Raw genomic sequence first — 15,251 nt, forward strand, 5'->3', positions numbered from 1 at the left:
GGGAACCACCCCGGCCGCGGCCGGGGCGGGCCTCAGCGCCTGCGCGGCCAGGCCGGGCGGCGCCGGGAGGTGCGCGGGCCCCGCCCCGGCAGCGGGGCGGGGGCCAGGGCGAACGAGACCGCGATGTGCGCGCCGCCCAGGGGGCTCCGGCCGATGCGCACGGAGCCGCCCGTGGCGGTGGCCGCCCGGTGCGCGATGTCGAGCCCCAGACCGGTGGAGCCGGTGCTGCTGCCGCGGGACAGGGCCCGGTCGGGATCCGGGATGCCGGGCCCGCCGTCCTCCACGACCAGTTCGACGGCCAGCGCCGACCGCACGACGCGCACGCCGAGCGGCGTGCCGGGCGGGGTGTGCCGGAAGACGTTGCCGATCAGGGCGTCGGCCACCGCCGCGACGTCGTCCTCGGAGAGCGCCACCGGCGTGGGCTCTGGGGTGAGGTCCAGCAAGCACTCCCGGTCCTGGTGCCCCGCCAGCACCGTCCAGAACGCCGTCCGCCCGCGCACCGCCTCGGCCGCCTCGCAGCGCGGCCCGGCCCCCGCCGCACCGGCCGGCCCCCGCCCGGCGGCGGGCTCGGCGCCGAGGAGGCCCTGGCCCATGGGGCCCACCGCGAGCGGGGTGCGCGCCGCGGCGATGATGGCCTGCAGCTCCGCCTCCAGTTCGCCGACGGCCGTCTCGACCCGCGCGGACTCCGGTGTGCCCGCCATCCGCTCCGACGCCAGGTGGAGGGCGGTCAGCGGGGTCCGCAGCCGGTGCGACAGGTCGGCGACCAGCTCGCGCTCCACCGCCAGCAGCTCGGTCATGCGGTGCGCCATCGCGTTGAACGCGACGCCCGCCTCGCGGAGCTCCTTCGGGCCCATCGGGGCCACGCGGGTGTCCAGGTCGCCCTCGCCGAGCGCGCGCGAGGCCTGCGCGAGCCGCTTCGAGGACCGTACGACCTTCGCGCCCAGGCGGTCGGCGACGAGGACCGAGCCGGCGATCAGCCCGACCGCGAGGAACGCCATGACCGCCCAGGACTCCGCGACCCCGCGGGTCAGCTCCTCCTCGGGGACGAAGTTCTCCACGACGGCGACCCGGTCGCCGGGCAGCACCACCGGCTGGAGGCACATCCAGCCGCCCGGCACCTCCTGGGAGATCGACTCCCTTCCCCTGCGGGCCCGTTCGAGGAGCGCGGCGGGCGCCTTCGACCTGCCGAGCGCGCCGGCGTCGGGGAGGTGGACGACGAGGTGCTCGCCCCCGTCCAGGCTGGCGGCCGATTCGCGCAGGGCGGCCGGCTCCGTGGTCAGCGCGAGGACCGGTGCGAGCGCGGCGGCGCGCTGCTCGGCCTCGTTGACCCCCTGCTCCTTGACGAGCGACATCACGAGGAGGGCCAGCGGTATGAGGAAGGACAGCGCGACCATGGAGGTCACGGCGAGCGCCACTCCGGCCAGCGAGCGCCTCAACGGGGGGCCACCAGCTTGATGCCGACGCCGCGGACGGTCCTCAGGTAGCGGGGGGCCGCCGCGCGTTCGCCGAGCTTGCGGCGCAGGGACGACAGGTGCACGTCGACGGTCTGGTCGTCCACGTACGGCTCGCGCCACACCTCGGTCAGCAGGCGTCGCTTGGAGACGACCTGGCCGGCGTGCCGGGCCAGGAACGCCAGCAGGTCGAACTCCCTGCGGGTGAGCCGCAGCTCGCGGCCGGCGAGGAAGGCGGTGCGGGCGCCGGGGTCGACGACGAGCTCGCCGACGGTGGCCGGCCGCGGCGCGGCCGATGCGGCCGCCGGGGCCGCGCCGGCGCCGGCGGGCGGGACGTGGCTGGTGCGCCGCAGAACGGCGGCGAGGCGTGCGATGAGCTGCCCGCCGGAGAACGGTTTGACCAGGTAGTCGTCGGCGCCCGCGTTGAGAAGCTTGATGATCTCCGCCTCGTCGTCCCGTGCGGTGGCCACCAGCACGGGCACCGAGGATATTCCGCGGATCATGCGCAGGGCGTCGCCGCCGTCGAGGTCCGGCAGCCCCAGGTCGAGGACCACCGCGTCGACCGGCGTCTGGGTGAGCTCCCGCAGGCCGCCGAAGCCGTCGGCCGCGCTGCGCACGGCGTACCCGTGCTCCGCCAGGACCTCGATCAGTGACTGGCGGATGCTGGGGTCGTCTTCCACGACCAGGACGCTGGGCATGGGGGACACCTTAGGGGTTGGGCCGGAGCGGTCCGAGGGGAGGCCGCCCGCCGGCCGGGGCGGGCGGGGCAGGCCCTTCCGGCCACGGCTAGCGGGGCCCGAACACCGGGCCGTCGGCGGTGATGCGCAGGTGGACGGGCCGGTCGGAGACCGGGATCGTGCAGCCTTCCTCGGTGCTGCAGCTGGCGTAGCCGAGCAGCACGGTGGCCTCTCCGGTGCCGTCGGCGCGGACCGGCAGGGTCGTGGTGACCGGGCCGTCCGGGTAGACGGGGACCGGGGCGCCGACACCGGGCACGCTGATCGTGCGCACGTCCGCGGCCGCGGTCAGCTTCCCCTCGGCGCGGAGCACTCCGGTGACGGAGACCGCGGTGGGCCGGCCGACGCCCTCGACGCCGGTGGCCGGCAGGTCGGTGCTGTACAGGTGGAACCCCTTCTCCTCGGGGGTGAAGACGGCTTTGAGGGTGCCCTTCGCGTCGCGCCAGTCGGCGATCGAGAGCGTGACGGTGACGCCCTTGTCGGTGAAGCTCGCCGTGGGCGCAGAGGCGGCGCCGTCCGCCTGCCCGGCGTCCTGGCCGCCGCAGGCGGTGAGCCCGGCCAGGCAGAGGAGGGCGGCGGCGAGGCGCGCCGGGCGTGAACGGCCCGTCCAGGCGGCGGCGTTCGAGCGGGTGGTCTGGGGCATGTGTGTCACCTGTGTCGTGTGTGCCATGTGTGCGTTTTTGTGTCGTGTGGTCCGGTCCGGGAGAGGGGTCAGAACGCCGCTGCGGAGTCCGCGCTCCACAACTGCAGGCGGTACACCAGGTCGTTCCACACGCCGGTGACCAGCAGGACGCCGACGAGCACCAGCATGCCCCCGCCGATCCGCAGCACCCACCGGTAGTGCCGCTTGACCAGCCCGAACGCCCCCAGCGCACGCCGGAAGGCGAGCGCGGCCAGGACGAACGGCAACCCCAGCCCCAGACAGTAGGCGGCCATCAGCAGCGCCCCGCGCGCGGCACTGGCCTCCGTCCACGCGAGGGCCTGCACGGCCCCCAGCGTCGGCCCGATGCACGGCGTCCAGCCCACCGCGAACACCGCGCCCAGCAGAGGGGCCCCGGAGAGACCCAGCGCGGGGCGCCGGCGGCTGCGGAACTCCCGCTGCGTGACGCCCGGCAGGAAGCCCGTGAACGACAGGCCCATGACGACGGTGAAGACGCCGAGCACCTGGGTGAGCGCCTCCTGGTGCGCCAGCAGCGTCCGGCCGAAGTAGCCGAACAGGGCGCCGCCGGAGACGAAAACCGCCGTGAAGCCGAGGACGAACAGCAGCGCGCCTGCGGCCATCCGGCTGCGGTGCCCGCCTCGCGCGTCTGCCAGATCGGCGACCGACAGGCTCGTCACGTAGCTGAGGTAGCCGGGGACGAGCGGCAGCACACACGGCGAGAGGAACGAGACGAGCCCCGCGGCGAAGGCGACGGGAGCCGCGATCAGCAGCGTGCCGTTGACCAGCGACGGCGCATCCGCCAAGGCGAGGGCGGCGGCGCCGGCCCCGAGGCCGGCGGCGGCCGTCACGAGGCCTCCCCGGCGACCCGCGCCACCAGCGGCCGCAGCTGCTCCTCGGTGACGGAGCCGCCGATCGCCGCCGCGACGCGGCCCCGGCGGTCGACCACCAGCGTCGAGGGGACGGTCTGCGGGTTCAGCACGGACGGCGGGAAGCGGAGCAGCAGCGCGCCCTCCGGATCGTGCAGGCTCGGGAAGCCCAGGCCGTGCGCGCGGACGAAGGAGCGGGCCGCCTCGCGGTCCCGGTCGCGGATGTTGATCCCGAGGAAGCGGACGCCGTCGCCGCGGGTCTGCCGGCTGACGCGCTCCAGGTCGTCGGCCTCCGCCCGGCACGGCGCGCACCAGGAGCCCCACACGTTCACGACGACGACCTGGCCGCGCAGGCCCGCGAGGTCGACCTGCCGCCCGTCGAGGTCCGCTCCGGCCAGCTCGGGGGCCGCCGGCCGGGCGCCCGGATCCGCGACCGCGGGCGCCGCCCCGGTGCCCGTACCGCCGGCGCCGCCCCGCCCTTCCGCGGGCCCGCCGCCGGGGGCCCACGCGGCTGCCAACGCGAGGCCCGCCGCCGCCACAGCGGCTGCTGCGACGGCGGCGACCGGCCGTCTCACGACGCCCACTGGCGCAGGAAGGCGTTGATGCCGTCCGCGGTCAGCGGCGGGTTCCCGGTGACGTGGGTGTCGGTGCGCACCGACCCGGAGGGGGAGACGACGACCAGCACGGGCATCTTGTACGTGCCCCCGGACGGGCTGTACTTGCCCAGCAGCGCCGAGTTGGCGGAGCTGCTGCCACCGATGTCGACCTTGACCAGGTGGTACGAGGCCCCGAGGAGCGCCGTGGTCGGCGGCTGGGCGAACACCTTGTCGGCCGCCTTGCAGTTGCCGCACCAGTTGGCACCGAAGTCGAGGAGCACCATCCGCCCGTCGGCCTTGGCCGCGCGCAGGGCCGCGTCCACCTGCTTCTGCGCGTCGGCGGAGGCGTCGTAGCCGGGACCGGGCACCCGGGCCGGGGCGGGCGGAGCCGAGGTGCGCGGCGCGGACGGCTTCCTGGAGGCGGCCGCCGAGGCGGACTTGGAGGGCGCGGCCGAGGGCTGCGCACTGGCGGACGCGGAGGCGGAGGGGGCCGTCGACGCGGTCGCGGAGACCTCGGGCGAGCCGCTCGCGGACTCCGCCCCGGCGGGGAGGCCGTCGGCAGGCAGGGATCCGGCGGACTGCCGGGCCGCGGACGGGAAGGCGGCCCCGGCGGGCTGGGAGGACGGTCCGCAGGCGGCGGTCAGCCCGGCCGCGAGCACCGCCGCTGCGACCGCCGGCAGCCGCCTCCCGCGCGCCCGGGCGGAGCGGGCCGACGCCGTCCGGAGGTCGGCGCGGACGGATCGGAGCATGCGAGAAGTCATGGTGAAGTCACCCCAGGGCACGGTCGGACTGCGGAAGGGCCGGACACCCTTCCGGCGCGGTGGAAGCGGCGGCCGGACCGGTCGGGGCGGCATGCCCCGGCACCTGCGGCCGCTCTGCTGACGCGAGCATAGGACCGCCCCGGGCGGCCGGAACCCCCGCGGCCGGATCTTGAGGTTGCCCTAAGGAACAGCTCACCTTCCGCTTCGCCTGCGGCCGCCCGGGGCCGCCCGGGGTTGCTCAGAAGGAGCTTTCGCGGACGCTGGCCTTCGCCCGGGGCTCGATCGTCGCGGTGATGGTGGAGCGGTGGTCGTCGCTGGTGAACGTCACGGTGAGAGTGTCGGCCGAGGGCTGTGACGTGCTGGTCTTGAAGCCCCGGTTCGGAACCGCGGAGATCAGGCACACCCCCCGGCTGCCGTAGCGCACCGTGGCCCGGCCGCCCTGGGAGGGGACCGTGTGCAGCCCCACCCCGCCCTCCTCGCAGTCCGGAGAGGACTTCACGGCGGCGGACCGGGAGGCGCCCGCCGAGGGCTTGGCCGGGGTCGGGGTGCCCGCCGACGGGGACGGCCGCGGCGTGGCGGCGGAGGAACCGGGGGAGGGCGACGGCGAGGGGCTCGCCGACGGGTTCGTCACCGCCAGCCACGCGGGCGGCGTGTTGACGACGACGGGGGCGGACCGTGCGACCGGGGGCGTCTGCCTGGTCGAACCCACCACGAACTGGACCGTGCCGAGCACGGCAGTCACACTGGCGGCCGTGCACGACAGCCATATCAGCAGGTAGCGCGAAGTTCGAGGCACGGCCCCATAGTGGCCGACGCGCCGCCCGGCCCGTCACCGCCTCCCCCCGAGAGCCGCCTCCCCCCGAGAGCCGCCTCCCCCCGAAAGCCGCCTCCCCCCGAAAGCCGGCGTCCCCCGCACCCGGGGACGGGTGCGGGGGACGCCGGCCATGGGGGGCAGGGGTTACCTCGGCGCGCCGAAGTTCTGGGTCCACCAGGGGCCGCCGTCGCCCTTGTGGACGCCTATGCCGATCTCCTTGAAGGCGCAGTTGAGGATGTTGGCCCGGTGGCCGGGGCTGTTCATCCACGCCTTCATGACCGCGTCGGCGTCCGCCTGCCCGCGGGCTATGTTCTCGCCGAGACGGGACCAGGCGTAGCCCGCGGCCTCCACCCGGCTGGTCATGGTCGACCCGTCGGGGCCGGTGTGCGACATGACACCGCTGCGCGCCATGGTGTCGCTGTAGGCCCGGGCCGCGGCGCTCAGCTTCGCGTTGGAGGACAGCGGGCCGCATCCGGCCGCGGCGCGCTCCTTGTTGACGATGGCGAGGACCGCGGATTCGGCATCGGTGTTCACCGTGCCCGAACCGCCGGAGCCGCCCGAACCGCCGGAGCCGCCCGAACCGCCGGAGCCGCCCGAGCCGCCGCCCGTCGCGGGCTTGCGGGCCGGCGCCGCCGGGGAGGCGGGCGCCGCCTTGGCCTCGGTGCTGCCCTCCGCCGACGGCTCGGCGGGCGACGCCGACGCCGACGCGGACGCGGACGCCTCGGGCGTGGCGGACGGGCTCGGGCTCGCCGAGGCCGACGCGTCGGCGCCCGGGGCCGGCGGGGTGGCCGACTCCGCCCCGGCCCCGGCGGCGGCCGACCCGGACGCGGCACCCGCCGCGCCGCCCGCCCGGCGCTCGGTGCGCGCGTCGCCGTCGGAGTCGGCCACCGCGACGCCGACCGCCACGACCGCGGCCGCCGCGGTGACGGACAGCACGATGCGCGAACGCACGGCCTTCCGGCGTCGCGCCTCGGCGCGGGACACGGTTTCGGGGGTACGGCTGCGGCTCATGCCGGTGACACCTCACTGGGGGGACGGATGGGAGTCCGCCCGAGCCTAGGCGTGTGACCAGCGAAAAAAGCCCCCGGGAAGGGTTCTTCAAGGTCCCTTAAGGAAGCCCTCAGGATCAACACAGGGACCAGCCGGGCATTCCGCCCAACTCGCCCCGGCGGGCAGCGAGTCGGAGGCCGCGGCCGACCGTCATCCGGACCCGCGCGCGGACCCCTTCGACAGCGAGGCGCGCACCAGGGCCGCGGCGAAGCGGGCCAGGTCCTCCGCAGCTACCAGCGCGGCGAGTCCCTCCGCCGAGCGGGGCAGCCCGAGCTCTGCGGCGGCGGCGCGGGACCGCTCGTCGAAGAACGGCCGCAGCTCCGGCCAGACGGCCTGCGCCTCACGGCAGAAGATGTCCGCGCCGACCGGGCCGATCCGGGGCACATCCATGAGCCGTGCCCGCAGCGCGCCGGTGTCGCCCCCTGCCTCCTCCCGGAGCCTGCGCAGGTCGCCGCGCCAGCGGTCCAGCAGCAGCCGCGCCCCCTCGCCGAGCGCGGTCGCGGTGCTTTCGTCGTAGCGTACGTAGTGGGCGCGCCCGAGCGCGTCCACCCGGTCCTGCCAGGCGGAGTCCGCCATCGCCCGGGGCGTGCGCAGGCCCGCCGAGAAGAGCTCGCGGGCGGCCGCGGTGGCGATGTCGGCCCGGATCCGGGTCGAGCACAGGACCGCGAGCACCAGAAGCCGGTACAGCGGGGACGGCTTGTCGCGGAGCCGGATGCCGGCCTCGTCGGCGTAGGTCCTGCCGTGGTCGCGCAGGAGTGCGGCGGCCACCTCGGCGGTTCCCATCGCGGCGCTCCTTCCTCGTACGCGGGGAGCGCCTACCCCGCACGCCCCGCGCGTACCCCTCCCGCGGGCCGGGCGTCAGCGGCTCGCCGCGGAGGCCCCCCGAACCGCCGCCCCGGACTCCGCGCCCGATTCCGCGGCCCTGGCGATGAGCAGGTCCAGCAGGGCGAGCAGCACGCCGCGGACGTCCTCCCGCTCGCGGGCGTCCAGCATCAGGACGGGCGTCGCGGGATCGCGCAGGTGCAGGGCGGCGGCGATCTCCTGGGCCGTGTAAGCCTGTTCGCCGTGGAAGCAGTTGGCGCCCACCACGAACGGCAGCCCGCGGCTCTCGAAGAAGTCGACGGCCGGGAAGCTGCGGTCCAGGCGGCGGGTGTCGACCAGGACGACGGCCCCGAGGGCGCCGTTCAACAGGTCGTCCCACATGAACCAGAACCGCTCCTGGCCGGGGGTGCCGAACAGGTACAGCGCGACCCCGGCGTCGGTGAGGGTGATCCGGCCGAAGTCCATGGCCACGGTGGTGACGGCCTTGGACTCGATGCCGTCCAGGTCGTCGACGCCGACCCCGGCGGCCGTCAGCCGCTCCTCGGTGCGCAGCGGCTCGATCTCCGAGACCGTCTCGACGAGGGTGGTCTTCCCGACCCCGAAGCCGCCGGCCACGAGGATCTTGACGGGGGCCGCCTGCCGGGCGGCGTTCTCATATGCGGGCAAGGTTGTCCCTGATTCTCCTGAGCAGGTGGACATCGGCGGCCTCCGCCCCGTCCAGGGGCGGCCGGTGGTGGATCAGCCCGCGGTCGGCGAGTTCGCCGAGGAGCAGCGCCATCGGGGTCAGGCGGATGTGCATGCGGGCCGCGATCTCGGCGACCGCGCGGCCGTCCGGCGCCGGGCACATGGCGAGGACGGCCCGCCACTCGCTGGGCAGCCCGCTCCAGGCGTCCTCCGGGACCGCCGCCGTGATCGTCGTGTCCATGGTCATGACGGTGCAGGGGGCGGCGGTCCGGCCGTCGGTGAGGGCGTACAGGCGGGTCCGGCGGCGTCCGCCGGACCGCGGCGCGAGCGGCCCGCCGCCGTCCGGCGCCGGGTCCGCTGCGGCGTCCGCGGCCTGCTCCGGCTCCGGTCCGGGGTCGGGTACGGCGTCCGCGTCGTCCTGCGGCATTACGCGGGGGAGGCGGGAGGCTGCGCCTGCGTGCGCTCAGGGGTGCCCAGCCACTCGCCGAGCGCCTGCGCCGTCCGGACGGCCTCGCCGCCCAGCTCTCCCAGGCGCGCCTTGCGGGAGGTCACCACGATGAGGGTGCTGCCCTCGCCGCATCCCACGATGCAGAGGTAGCGCTCGTCCATCTCGACGAGCTGGCGGATCACCCGGCCGCCGTCCACCTCGCGCGATATCGCCTTCATGGTGGAGGCGACCCCGGAACAGGCGGCGGCGATGCGCTCCGCCTGGTCCCGCTCCAGCAGGTAGGCGCTCAGCCCGATCCCGTCGTTGGACAGGAGCACGGCGCCCTGGATGCCGGCGATCCTGCTCAGGTTGTTGTCCAGAACGCTGTAGATCATGTCGTTCGATGTCGTCGTCATGGCTGATCCTGTCGGAGCTCTTCTTCCACTTTCCGGGTCCCCTGTTCGTAGTCCGCCCAGGCGTCGGCCACCTCTTCGGGCGTGGCCGGATCCTGGCGGTCGGTCGTCTCGGGCGTCCGCGGACCGCGCAGCTGCTGCGACATGTGCGTCTGCGGTACGCGTTCGGGCAGGGCCGGCCGGGCGGCCTCCCGGGCCGGGAGCGCGGGGCGCGGGACGCCCTCTGCGCGGGCGGGCGGCGAGGGGTCGGTGCGGCGCCGGCTCGGCAGCCCGGCCGGGGTCGGCACCGGCGCAGGCTCCACGGCCCGCGGCCCCGTCACGCGCGCCGGTACGGGCTCCCCGGGGTCCGCGGCGGACGGCGCGGGCACGGGCTCCGCCGTGAGGGCGGGCTCCGGCGTGAGCGCGGGTGTGCGTGCGGCCTTCCGCACCGGGGCGGCGGAGGCCACGGCCTCCGGTGCGTCGGCGGTGTCCTCCGCGGCCGGGCCGGGCTGCGCGGGCTGCGCGGGCTGCGCCGCGGGCCGGTCCGCGGGGGCCAGGAGCCCGCCCGGCAGCACGACCACCGCCGAGGTGCCCCCGTACACCGAGCGCCGCAGCGTGACCGTCGCGCCGAGCTGCTCGGCGAGGTGGCCGACCACGAACAGGCCCAGCCGGTGCGCGTTCTCGGCGAGGACGGCGTACGGCGGTGCACTGTGCAGGCGCCGGTTCATCTCCTCGTACGTGGCCGACGCGACCCGCGGCCCGCGGTCCTCGATCTCCACCGACAGGCCGTCGGCGACGAGTTCGGCGCGGATCACCACCTTGGAGCGCGGCGGGGAGAAGCGGGTGGCGTTGTCCAGAAGCTCCGCCAGCAGGTGGCTGGTCTGGCTGATCACATGCGGCTGCACGCTCGCCTCGTCCAGCGCCTGCCGCTCGATCCGCCGGAAGTCCTCGACCTCGGCGGCGGCTTCGCGCAGCAGGTCGGCGATGCGCATGGGCTCGGTGTGCGGGTCGGGGATCTCGCCGCCCGCGAGGATGAGCAGGTTCTCGATCTGCCGCCGCATGCCGACCGTGAGCTGGTCGGACCGCATCAACTGCGCGAGCAGTGACTCGTCGTGGCCGAACGCGTCCTGGATGTCCTCGGTCAGGGCCAGTTGGCGGCTCACCAGGTTCCCGGTGCGCGAGGCGATGCCGGAGGCGAACATGCCGAAGCCGTGGCGCTCCGCCGCGAGCTGCCGGTGCCCGTCCACGGACACCGCGACGACCCGCGCGAACGCGTCGTTGATGCGGCCGACCTCGTCCCGGTGCCCGGTCACCCTGGGCAGCACGGACTCGTCGACGGGCCGGCCGCTGCCGAGCTGCGCCACCACGTCCGGGAGGATGCGCTCGGCGACCGCCACGGTGCGCCGGTGCAGGCCGTCCAGGCGGCGCAGTACCGACCGGGTGCTCGCCACCACGATCGCGACGACGAGCAGCAGCCCGGCGCCGCTGCCGCCGATCAGCCAGGCCACCTCGGTCTGCAGCCGGTCCGCCTTCGCCTCGCCCAGGGCGAGGACCTGCCGGGCCCGGTCGATGTTGAGGGTGGCCATCTGCATCGAGAAGTTGCCGTGCGCCGCGCGCCATTCGCCGACGTCGGAGGGGAGCCGGATGCCGGTGTCGGAGTCCTTGTTCTCGAAGATGATCGCGTTCTCGATGCGGGTCTTCGTCTCCCAGGCCGGGGAGGTGGTGATGCGCTCGTAGAACCGCCTGTCCCGCTCCGGGAGGTACGGCACGACCCAGGTCTCGTACAGGTAGCGCTGCGCGCCCACGGCACTGGTGAACTGGTCGAAGGCGCTGGCGCCCAGCTCGCGGGAGGGCCCGGCCAGGGCCAGCAGGGCATCCTGGCGCGCCACCATCTCGGAGGCGGAGAGCAGGGACACCACGGGGCGGCTCGCCTGGGTGAGTTCGGCGTCCTCGGAGTGGCTGAACTCGTGCTGGTACACGCGGATGATCTCGTTGACCAGCGCGGTGTAGTAGGCGAGCAGGCTGTCGGGGGTGCCGGTGCGGGCGTCCGCGCGCCCGCGGTAGACCGCCAGGTCGCCGAGCTGGCGCACCACTTCCCCGACGGACACGCCCGCCTCGGCGGCCGCCCGGCGGAACTCGGCCGCCGCGCGGTCCGTCGCCTGCCGCCGCTGCCGGAGCTCCTGCTCGGCTCCGGGGCTGCCCGCCCACAGGGCCGCCGAGGCGGTGCGCTCGGCCTGGAGGTCGACGAGGAGCGTGTACAGGGGGACGCCCGTGTGCTCACTGGCCGCCACATCGGCGCGCAGGTGGGCGGATTGGTCCAGGAGCCGTTCGGCGGTGACCACCGTCTGCGTTCCCATGGCCACCGTGGGCACGACCGCGAGGCACACCAGGAGCGTGCGCAGCCGCACGGTCCGCCGCCGCGGCCCCTGCTGCCGGGCCGTCATGGCCGCCGGTGGGCCTTCGGGTTCTGTCGAAGTCATCGTTCCTCGGGGGCGGCTGGGCAGGGGAGGGGAGCGGGGGACGACAGCCAGTCGGAAGGGGCTGATCATAACCAGCCACACGGTCGAAACCGATACGTTGTTTCGATAATCGGAGCATGTTATGAGCGGCGCGCCCGTTGCCAACCGGAGTCCTGATCGGAACCCGATCGCGATGCGCCGCGGGGGCCTTCGGGGCGCCGGCCGTGCGGCCGTTGCCCGGTGTCATCCGGCCAACGGGTGCCGACGTGCGCCCTTCAGGCCGGCGCATCCGCCCCCTCGCGTGTTACCCGGTGGTAGGGAATGATGGCGGCCGACCACACACGCGGCTGGGCGGGGGTAGCGGTGACGGCATTCGAGATACGGACCGGTGTGCACGCCTTCCGGGACGACGCCCTCGGCGAGCACGACGCCGTGGGCCTCGCCGACGCGATCCGGCGGGGCGAGGTCGGCGCCGCCGAAGCCGCCCGCGACGCGGCCGAGCGCGTCCGCGCGGTCGACGCCCGGCTCCGCGCGGTCGAGGTGCACAGCAGCCCTCCGGCCTCCGGCGGTGCGCCGGGCGGCGGCGTCTTCGCCGGGGTGCCGACCTTCGTCAAGGACAACACCGACTACCGCGGACTGCCCACCGGGCACGGGAGTTCCGCCTTCCGCCCGCGGCCCGCCCGCAACCACGCCCCGTTCGCCCGGCAGTTCCTCAGCACCGGCGTCACCGTGCTGGGCAAGACCCGCCTCCCCGAGTTCGGCTTCAGCCCGACCACGGAGTACGAGGGCGCCGAGCCGGTCCGCAACCCCTGGCACACCGGGTACTCGGCGGGCGGCTCCTCCGGCGGCAGCGCCGCCCTCGTCGCCGCAGGAGCCGTCCCCCTCGCGCACGCCAACGACGGCGGCGGCTCCATCCGCATCCCCGCCGCCTGCTGCGGGCTCGTCGGCCTCAAGCCGACCCGCGGCCGGGTCGTCGCGAACGCGCAGAGCCGCATGCTGCCCCTCGACATCGTCGCCGACGGCGTCGTCAGCCGCTCGGTGCGCGACGCTGCCGCGTTCCTCGCCGCCGCGGAGGCGTACCGGCCCCATCCGAAGCTGCCGCCCGTCGGCTCCGTGGAGGGCCCCGCGAAGCGCCGGCTGCGGATCGGGCTGCTGCCCGACTCGCCGAACGGGGTGCGCACCGACACCGCCACCCGGGCCGCCGTCCTCGCCACCGGGGAAGCGCTCGAACGGCTCGGGCACACCGTGGAGCCGGCGGTCGTCGCCGTCGACCCGCGCTTCACCGACGACTTCCTCGCCTACTGGGGGATGCTGTCCTTCCTGATCGGAGCCACCGGCCGGAGCCTCGGCTCGGACTTCGACTGGCGCCGCATGGACCCCCTCAGCCGCGGGCTCCGCGAGTCGTACCTGGCCGTCTGGCGGCAGACCCCGGGCGTGCTGCGCCGGCTGCGGAGCACGGCCGTGGCGTACGCGGCCGCCTTCCGCGGCTTCGACCTCCTGCTGTCGCCCGTGCTCGCGCACACCACCCCGCGGCTCGGGCACCTCAGCCCGACCGTCCCCTACCCGCAGCTCATCGAGCGGATCCTCACGTACGTGGCGTTCACGCCCGTCGACAACGTCGTCGGGACGCCGTCGATCTCCCTCCCGTCGGCGCACGCGACGGACGACGGCCTGCCCGTCGGCGTCATGTTCGCCGGCCGGCCCGGGGCGGAGCGCACGCTCCTGGAGATCGCGTTCGAGCTGGAGGCGGACCGGCCCTTCCGCCGTATCCAGGACCTGTGAGGCGGCGGCGCGGGCGGGCGGGAACGCGGCGGCGGGGCCGGGCGTTGTAGGGGTGACGGCGGGACGGCGAGCGGCCGTCCCCCGGTGACGGGTGGAGGTGTCCCATGTCCAAGCGCGCGGGAGTCGCGGCTGCCGGTGTCCTGGCGGCGATCGTGTTGTTCGGCCTGGTCGGGTTCTGGGCGGGGCTGCTGGTGCTGATCGGTGTGCCGGCGGCGGCGTACCTGCTGCTGGACCCCTCCCAGCGGCGCCGCGTGCGGGACGTCTCCCGCAGGGAGCTGGGCCGCTGACCGGCGCGGTCCCGACGGGGCCGGACCGGGCCGGGCCTCAGGCCCCTCAGTAGTAGCCGCGCATCAGCTCGGTGGCCCACGCGGGCTGGCTGACCTCCCCGCGGGGACCGAACTCCGCCATGTACGGCTTGATGTCCAGGACCGGCGTGCCGTCCACCGCGTCGAGACCCTCGACGCGGATGTCCAGGCCGTCGACCGCGACGATCCGGCAGCGGGAGACACCCAGCCGGTTCGGTCGGTTCTTGCCGCGCTGGGCGAAGATCCCGACCAGCGGCCAGTCCGGGTTGCCCCGCGGCCGCCGGGCGCCCGACTCGACCTTCTCGGGCGGGACCCGGTCGAAGTGGTAGACGACCTCCGCATGCGAGAAGGCGTCCAGTCCGTACAGCGCCTCGGGGCCGAACCGCGCGGCGTCCAGCCGGATCACGGCCGTCTCGCACCCCCAGTCGTCGTCCACCACGTCCGTCCGGCCGCCGACCACCACGGCGACCGGCTCCCATTCCACCGGCACGGCGTTCACCCCTCCTCCAGGCGCCCCGTCACACGGGGCGTACAGCCACTCGGTCCAGCGCCTCCAACAGCCCCGGCAGGTCCGGGAGCCCGCCGGGCCCGCCGTCCGGAACCGGGAGGACCTCGCCCGGCTCCTCGTCCAGCAGGACGAAGGCGCTTCCGCCGGTTCCGCCGGTCCCGCCCGTCCGGGCGACCAGCGACCAGCCGGGGCCGTCCGCCCGGAGGGTGCGGGCGCCCTCGCCCGCGAACGCCGACCGCACCCGGCCCGCCGGCGGCGGCGTCCGCGTGTACGCCCCGGCCTCCGCCAGCGCCCGCGCCAGCCCGGGGTGCGCCGCTGCCGCCGCGCCGCCGTCCGCGGCGGCGCGCCCGCTCCACTCGGCCCACTCCCGGGCGACCTGGTCGGCCCCCAGCCGGCGCTGCACCGGCCCCCAGCCGTCCGCGGACGGCGGGGCCAGCGGCACCCGCCCGGTGCCGTCCGCACCCTGCTCCGGATCATGCGGCTCCGGCAGTCCCGACGCGGCCACCGTCAGCTCCAGCGGCCACCCGGCCAGCGAGGCGACGACCGTCCGCTCGTCGGGCGAGAGGTCGTACTCCATGCCGCAGTCCCAGGCCGCGACGGCGGCGGCGACCAGCGAGACGTCGTCCACGACGACCGTCCAGCGGGCGCCCTCCTCGTCCTGCCCGAGCACCAGCCCGTACCCCTGAGGGTCGGGAGCCACCCCGAGCAGCGCGCACGCCTCGGGGAAGTCGTCGCCCAGCACGCTCGGAAACCCGGCCGGGGTCAGCAGCACCGCGGTCAGCACCCACAGGGAACCGCCGCCCTCGTCCTCGGACACCTGGCCTCCCGGTCTCTTGCCGCCCGTCGGCGCACCCTAACCAGCCGGTAACCTCCCCGTCGAGAGCCCGTCGGCGCCGATTTCCAAGGTCCCCACCTGCACGTAGAGTTGGGAGCCCGCCA

At 75.6% G+C, this 15,251-nt stretch carries 18 protein-coding genes; 3 read left to right on the forward strand and 15 right to left on the reverse strand.

Annotation, left to right across the window (positions count from 1 at the left end; genetic code table 11):
* Positions 1-32: 32 nt before the first annotated feature.
* The 7 genes from MUK52_RS27250 to MUK52_RS27280 form a co-directional block, all read right to left on the reverse strand.
* Positions 33-1,436, reverse strand: coding sequence for a HAMP domain-containing protein (locus MUK52_RS27250; RefSeq protein ID WP_284580899.1), 1,404 nt, complete (start codon positions 1,434-1,436; stop codon positions 33-35).
* A complete protein-coding gene (locus MUK52_RS27255) occupies positions 1,433-2,149 on the reverse strand; it encodes a response regulator transcription factor (protein ID WP_114056488.1) in 717 nt (238 codons plus the stop codon). Before MUK52_RS27255 ends, MUK52_RS27250 begins: the two co-directional genes overlap by 4 nt.
* Before the next feature lie 88 nt (positions 2,150-2,237).
* Complete coding sequence (locus MUK52_RS27260) at positions 2,238-2,828, reverse strand: hypothetical protein (RefSeq protein ID WP_284580903.1); 591 nt, start codon at positions 2,826-2,828, stop codon at positions 2,238-2,240.
* 68 nt (positions 2,829-2,896) lie between these two features.
* On the reverse strand, positions 2,897-3,694 hold the full coding sequence (locus tag MUK52_RS27265; RefSeq protein WP_114056486.1) for a cytochrome c biogenesis CcdA family protein: 798 nt from the start codon (positions 3,692-3,694) through the stop codon (positions 2,897-2,899).
* Entirely contained in the window at positions 3,691-4,287 is a 597-nt protein-coding gene (locus tag MUK52_RS27270) for a TlpA disulfide reductase family protein (RefSeq protein WP_246042622.1), read from the reverse strand. Before MUK52_RS27270 ends, MUK52_RS27265 begins: the two co-directional genes overlap by 4 nt.
* Positions 4,284-5,057, reverse strand: coding sequence for a thioredoxin family protein (locus MUK52_RS27275; RefSeq protein ID WP_284580906.1), 774 nt, complete (start codon positions 5,055-5,057; stop codon positions 4,284-4,286). Before MUK52_RS27275 ends, MUK52_RS27270 begins: the two co-directional genes overlap by 4 nt.
* 250 nt (positions 5,058-5,307) lie before the next feature.
* Entirely contained in the window at positions 5,308-5,535 is a 228-nt protein-coding gene (locus MUK52_RS27280; RefSeq protein ID WP_284580908.1) for a hypothetical protein, read from the reverse strand.
* On the opposite strand from MUK52_RS27280, the gene MUK52_RS27285 reads away from it, so the two are divergent.
* A complete protein-coding gene (locus MUK52_RS27285; RefSeq protein ID WP_284580910.1) occupies positions 5,522-5,848 on the forward strand; it encodes a hypothetical protein in 327 nt (108 codons plus the stop codon). The genes MUK52_RS27280 and MUK52_RS27285 overlap by 14 nt on opposite strands.
* A 179-nt stretch (positions 5,849-6,027) precedes the next feature.
* On the opposite strand, the gene MUK52_RS27290 is transcribed toward MUK52_RS27285, so the two are convergent.
* The 6 genes from MUK52_RS27290 to MUK52_RS27315 all read right to left on the reverse strand — a co-directional run bounded on the left by MUK52_RS27290 (position 6,028) and on the right by MUK52_RS27315 (position 11,738).
* Positions 6,028-6,894 (reverse strand): CAP domain-containing protein, encoded by an 867-nt coding sequence (locus MUK52_RS27290; protein WP_114056482.1) that lies wholly within the window; start codon positions 6,892-6,894, stop codon positions 6,028-6,030.
* A 189-nt stretch (positions 6,895-7,083) separates the two neighbouring features.
* The gene (locus tag MUK52_RS27295; protein WP_114056481.1) at positions 7,084-7,716 is read right to left on the reverse strand and encodes an endonuclease; all 633 of its coding nucleotides are present in this window, start codon (positions 7,714-7,716) and stop codon (positions 7,084-7,086) included.
* Between the two features lie 75 nt (positions 7,717-7,791).
* Positions 7,792-8,454 carry a GTP-binding protein gene (locus tag MUK52_RS27300; RefSeq protein WP_472913083.1) on the reverse strand — a complete coding sequence of 221 codons (663 nt, stop codon included), beginning with the start codon at positions 8,452-8,454 and terminating at the stop codon, positions 7,792-7,794.
* Entirely contained in the window at positions 8,408-8,866 is a 459-nt protein-coding gene (locus tag MUK52_RS27305) for a DUF742 domain-containing protein (RefSeq protein ID WP_114056479.1), read from the reverse strand. The genes MUK52_RS27300 and MUK52_RS27305 overlap by 47 nt, the downstream gene beginning before the upstream one ends.
* Positions 8,866-9,282, reverse strand: a complete 417-nt coding sequence (locus MUK52_RS27310) for a roadblock/LC7 domain-containing protein (RefSeq protein ID WP_114056478.1) — start codon at positions 9,280-9,282, stop codon at positions 8,866-8,868. Before MUK52_RS27310 ends, MUK52_RS27305 begins: the two co-directional genes overlap by 1 nt.
* Complete coding sequence (locus MUK52_RS27315) at positions 9,279-11,738, reverse strand: nitrate- and nitrite sensing domain-containing protein (RefSeq protein ID WP_284580919.1); 2,460 nt, start codon at positions 11,736-11,738, stop codon at positions 9,279-9,281. The genes MUK52_RS27310 and MUK52_RS27315 overlap by 4 nt, the downstream gene beginning before the upstream one ends.
* Before the next feature lie 342 nt (positions 11,739-12,080).
* On the opposite strand from MUK52_RS27315, the gene MUK52_RS27320 reads away from it, so the two are divergent.
* Positions 12,081-13,499: an amidase gene (locus tag MUK52_RS27320; protein ID WP_284580921.1), complete on the forward strand. Its 1,419-nt coding sequence runs from the start codon at positions 12,081-12,083 to the stop codon at positions 13,497-13,499.
* Positions 13,500-13,603: 104 nt separating this feature from the next.
* On the forward strand, positions 13,604-13,786 hold the full coding sequence (locus tag MUK52_RS27325; RefSeq protein ID WP_114056476.1) for a tail-anchor membrane protein: 183 nt from the start codon (positions 13,604-13,606) through the stop codon (positions 13,784-13,786).
* Between the two features lie 46 nt (positions 13,787-13,832).
* On the opposite strand, the gene MUK52_RS27330 is transcribed toward MUK52_RS27325, so the two are convergent.
* Together MUK52_RS27330 and MUK52_RS27335 are read right to left on the reverse strand one after the other, a co-directional pair.
* Positions 13,833-14,303, reverse strand: coding sequence for an SAM-dependent methyltransferase (locus MUK52_RS27330; protein WP_284580924.1), 471 nt, complete (start codon positions 14,301-14,303; stop codon positions 13,833-13,835).
* A gap of 19 nt (positions 14,304-14,322) precedes the next feature.
* The gene (locus MUK52_RS27335) at positions 14,323-15,129 is read right to left on the reverse strand and encodes a hypothetical protein (protein WP_114056475.1); all 807 of its coding nucleotides are present in this window, start codon (positions 15,127-15,129) and stop codon (positions 14,323-14,325) included.
* Positions 15,130-15,251 lie beyond the last annotated feature (122 nt).

It is taken from the genome of Streptomyces sp. 2P-4, assembly GCF_030167965.1.
In the GTDB taxonomy this organism is placed as follows: domain Bacteria; phylum Actinomycetota; class Actinomycetes; order Streptomycetales; family Streptomycetaceae; genus Streptomyces; species Streptomyces globosus_A.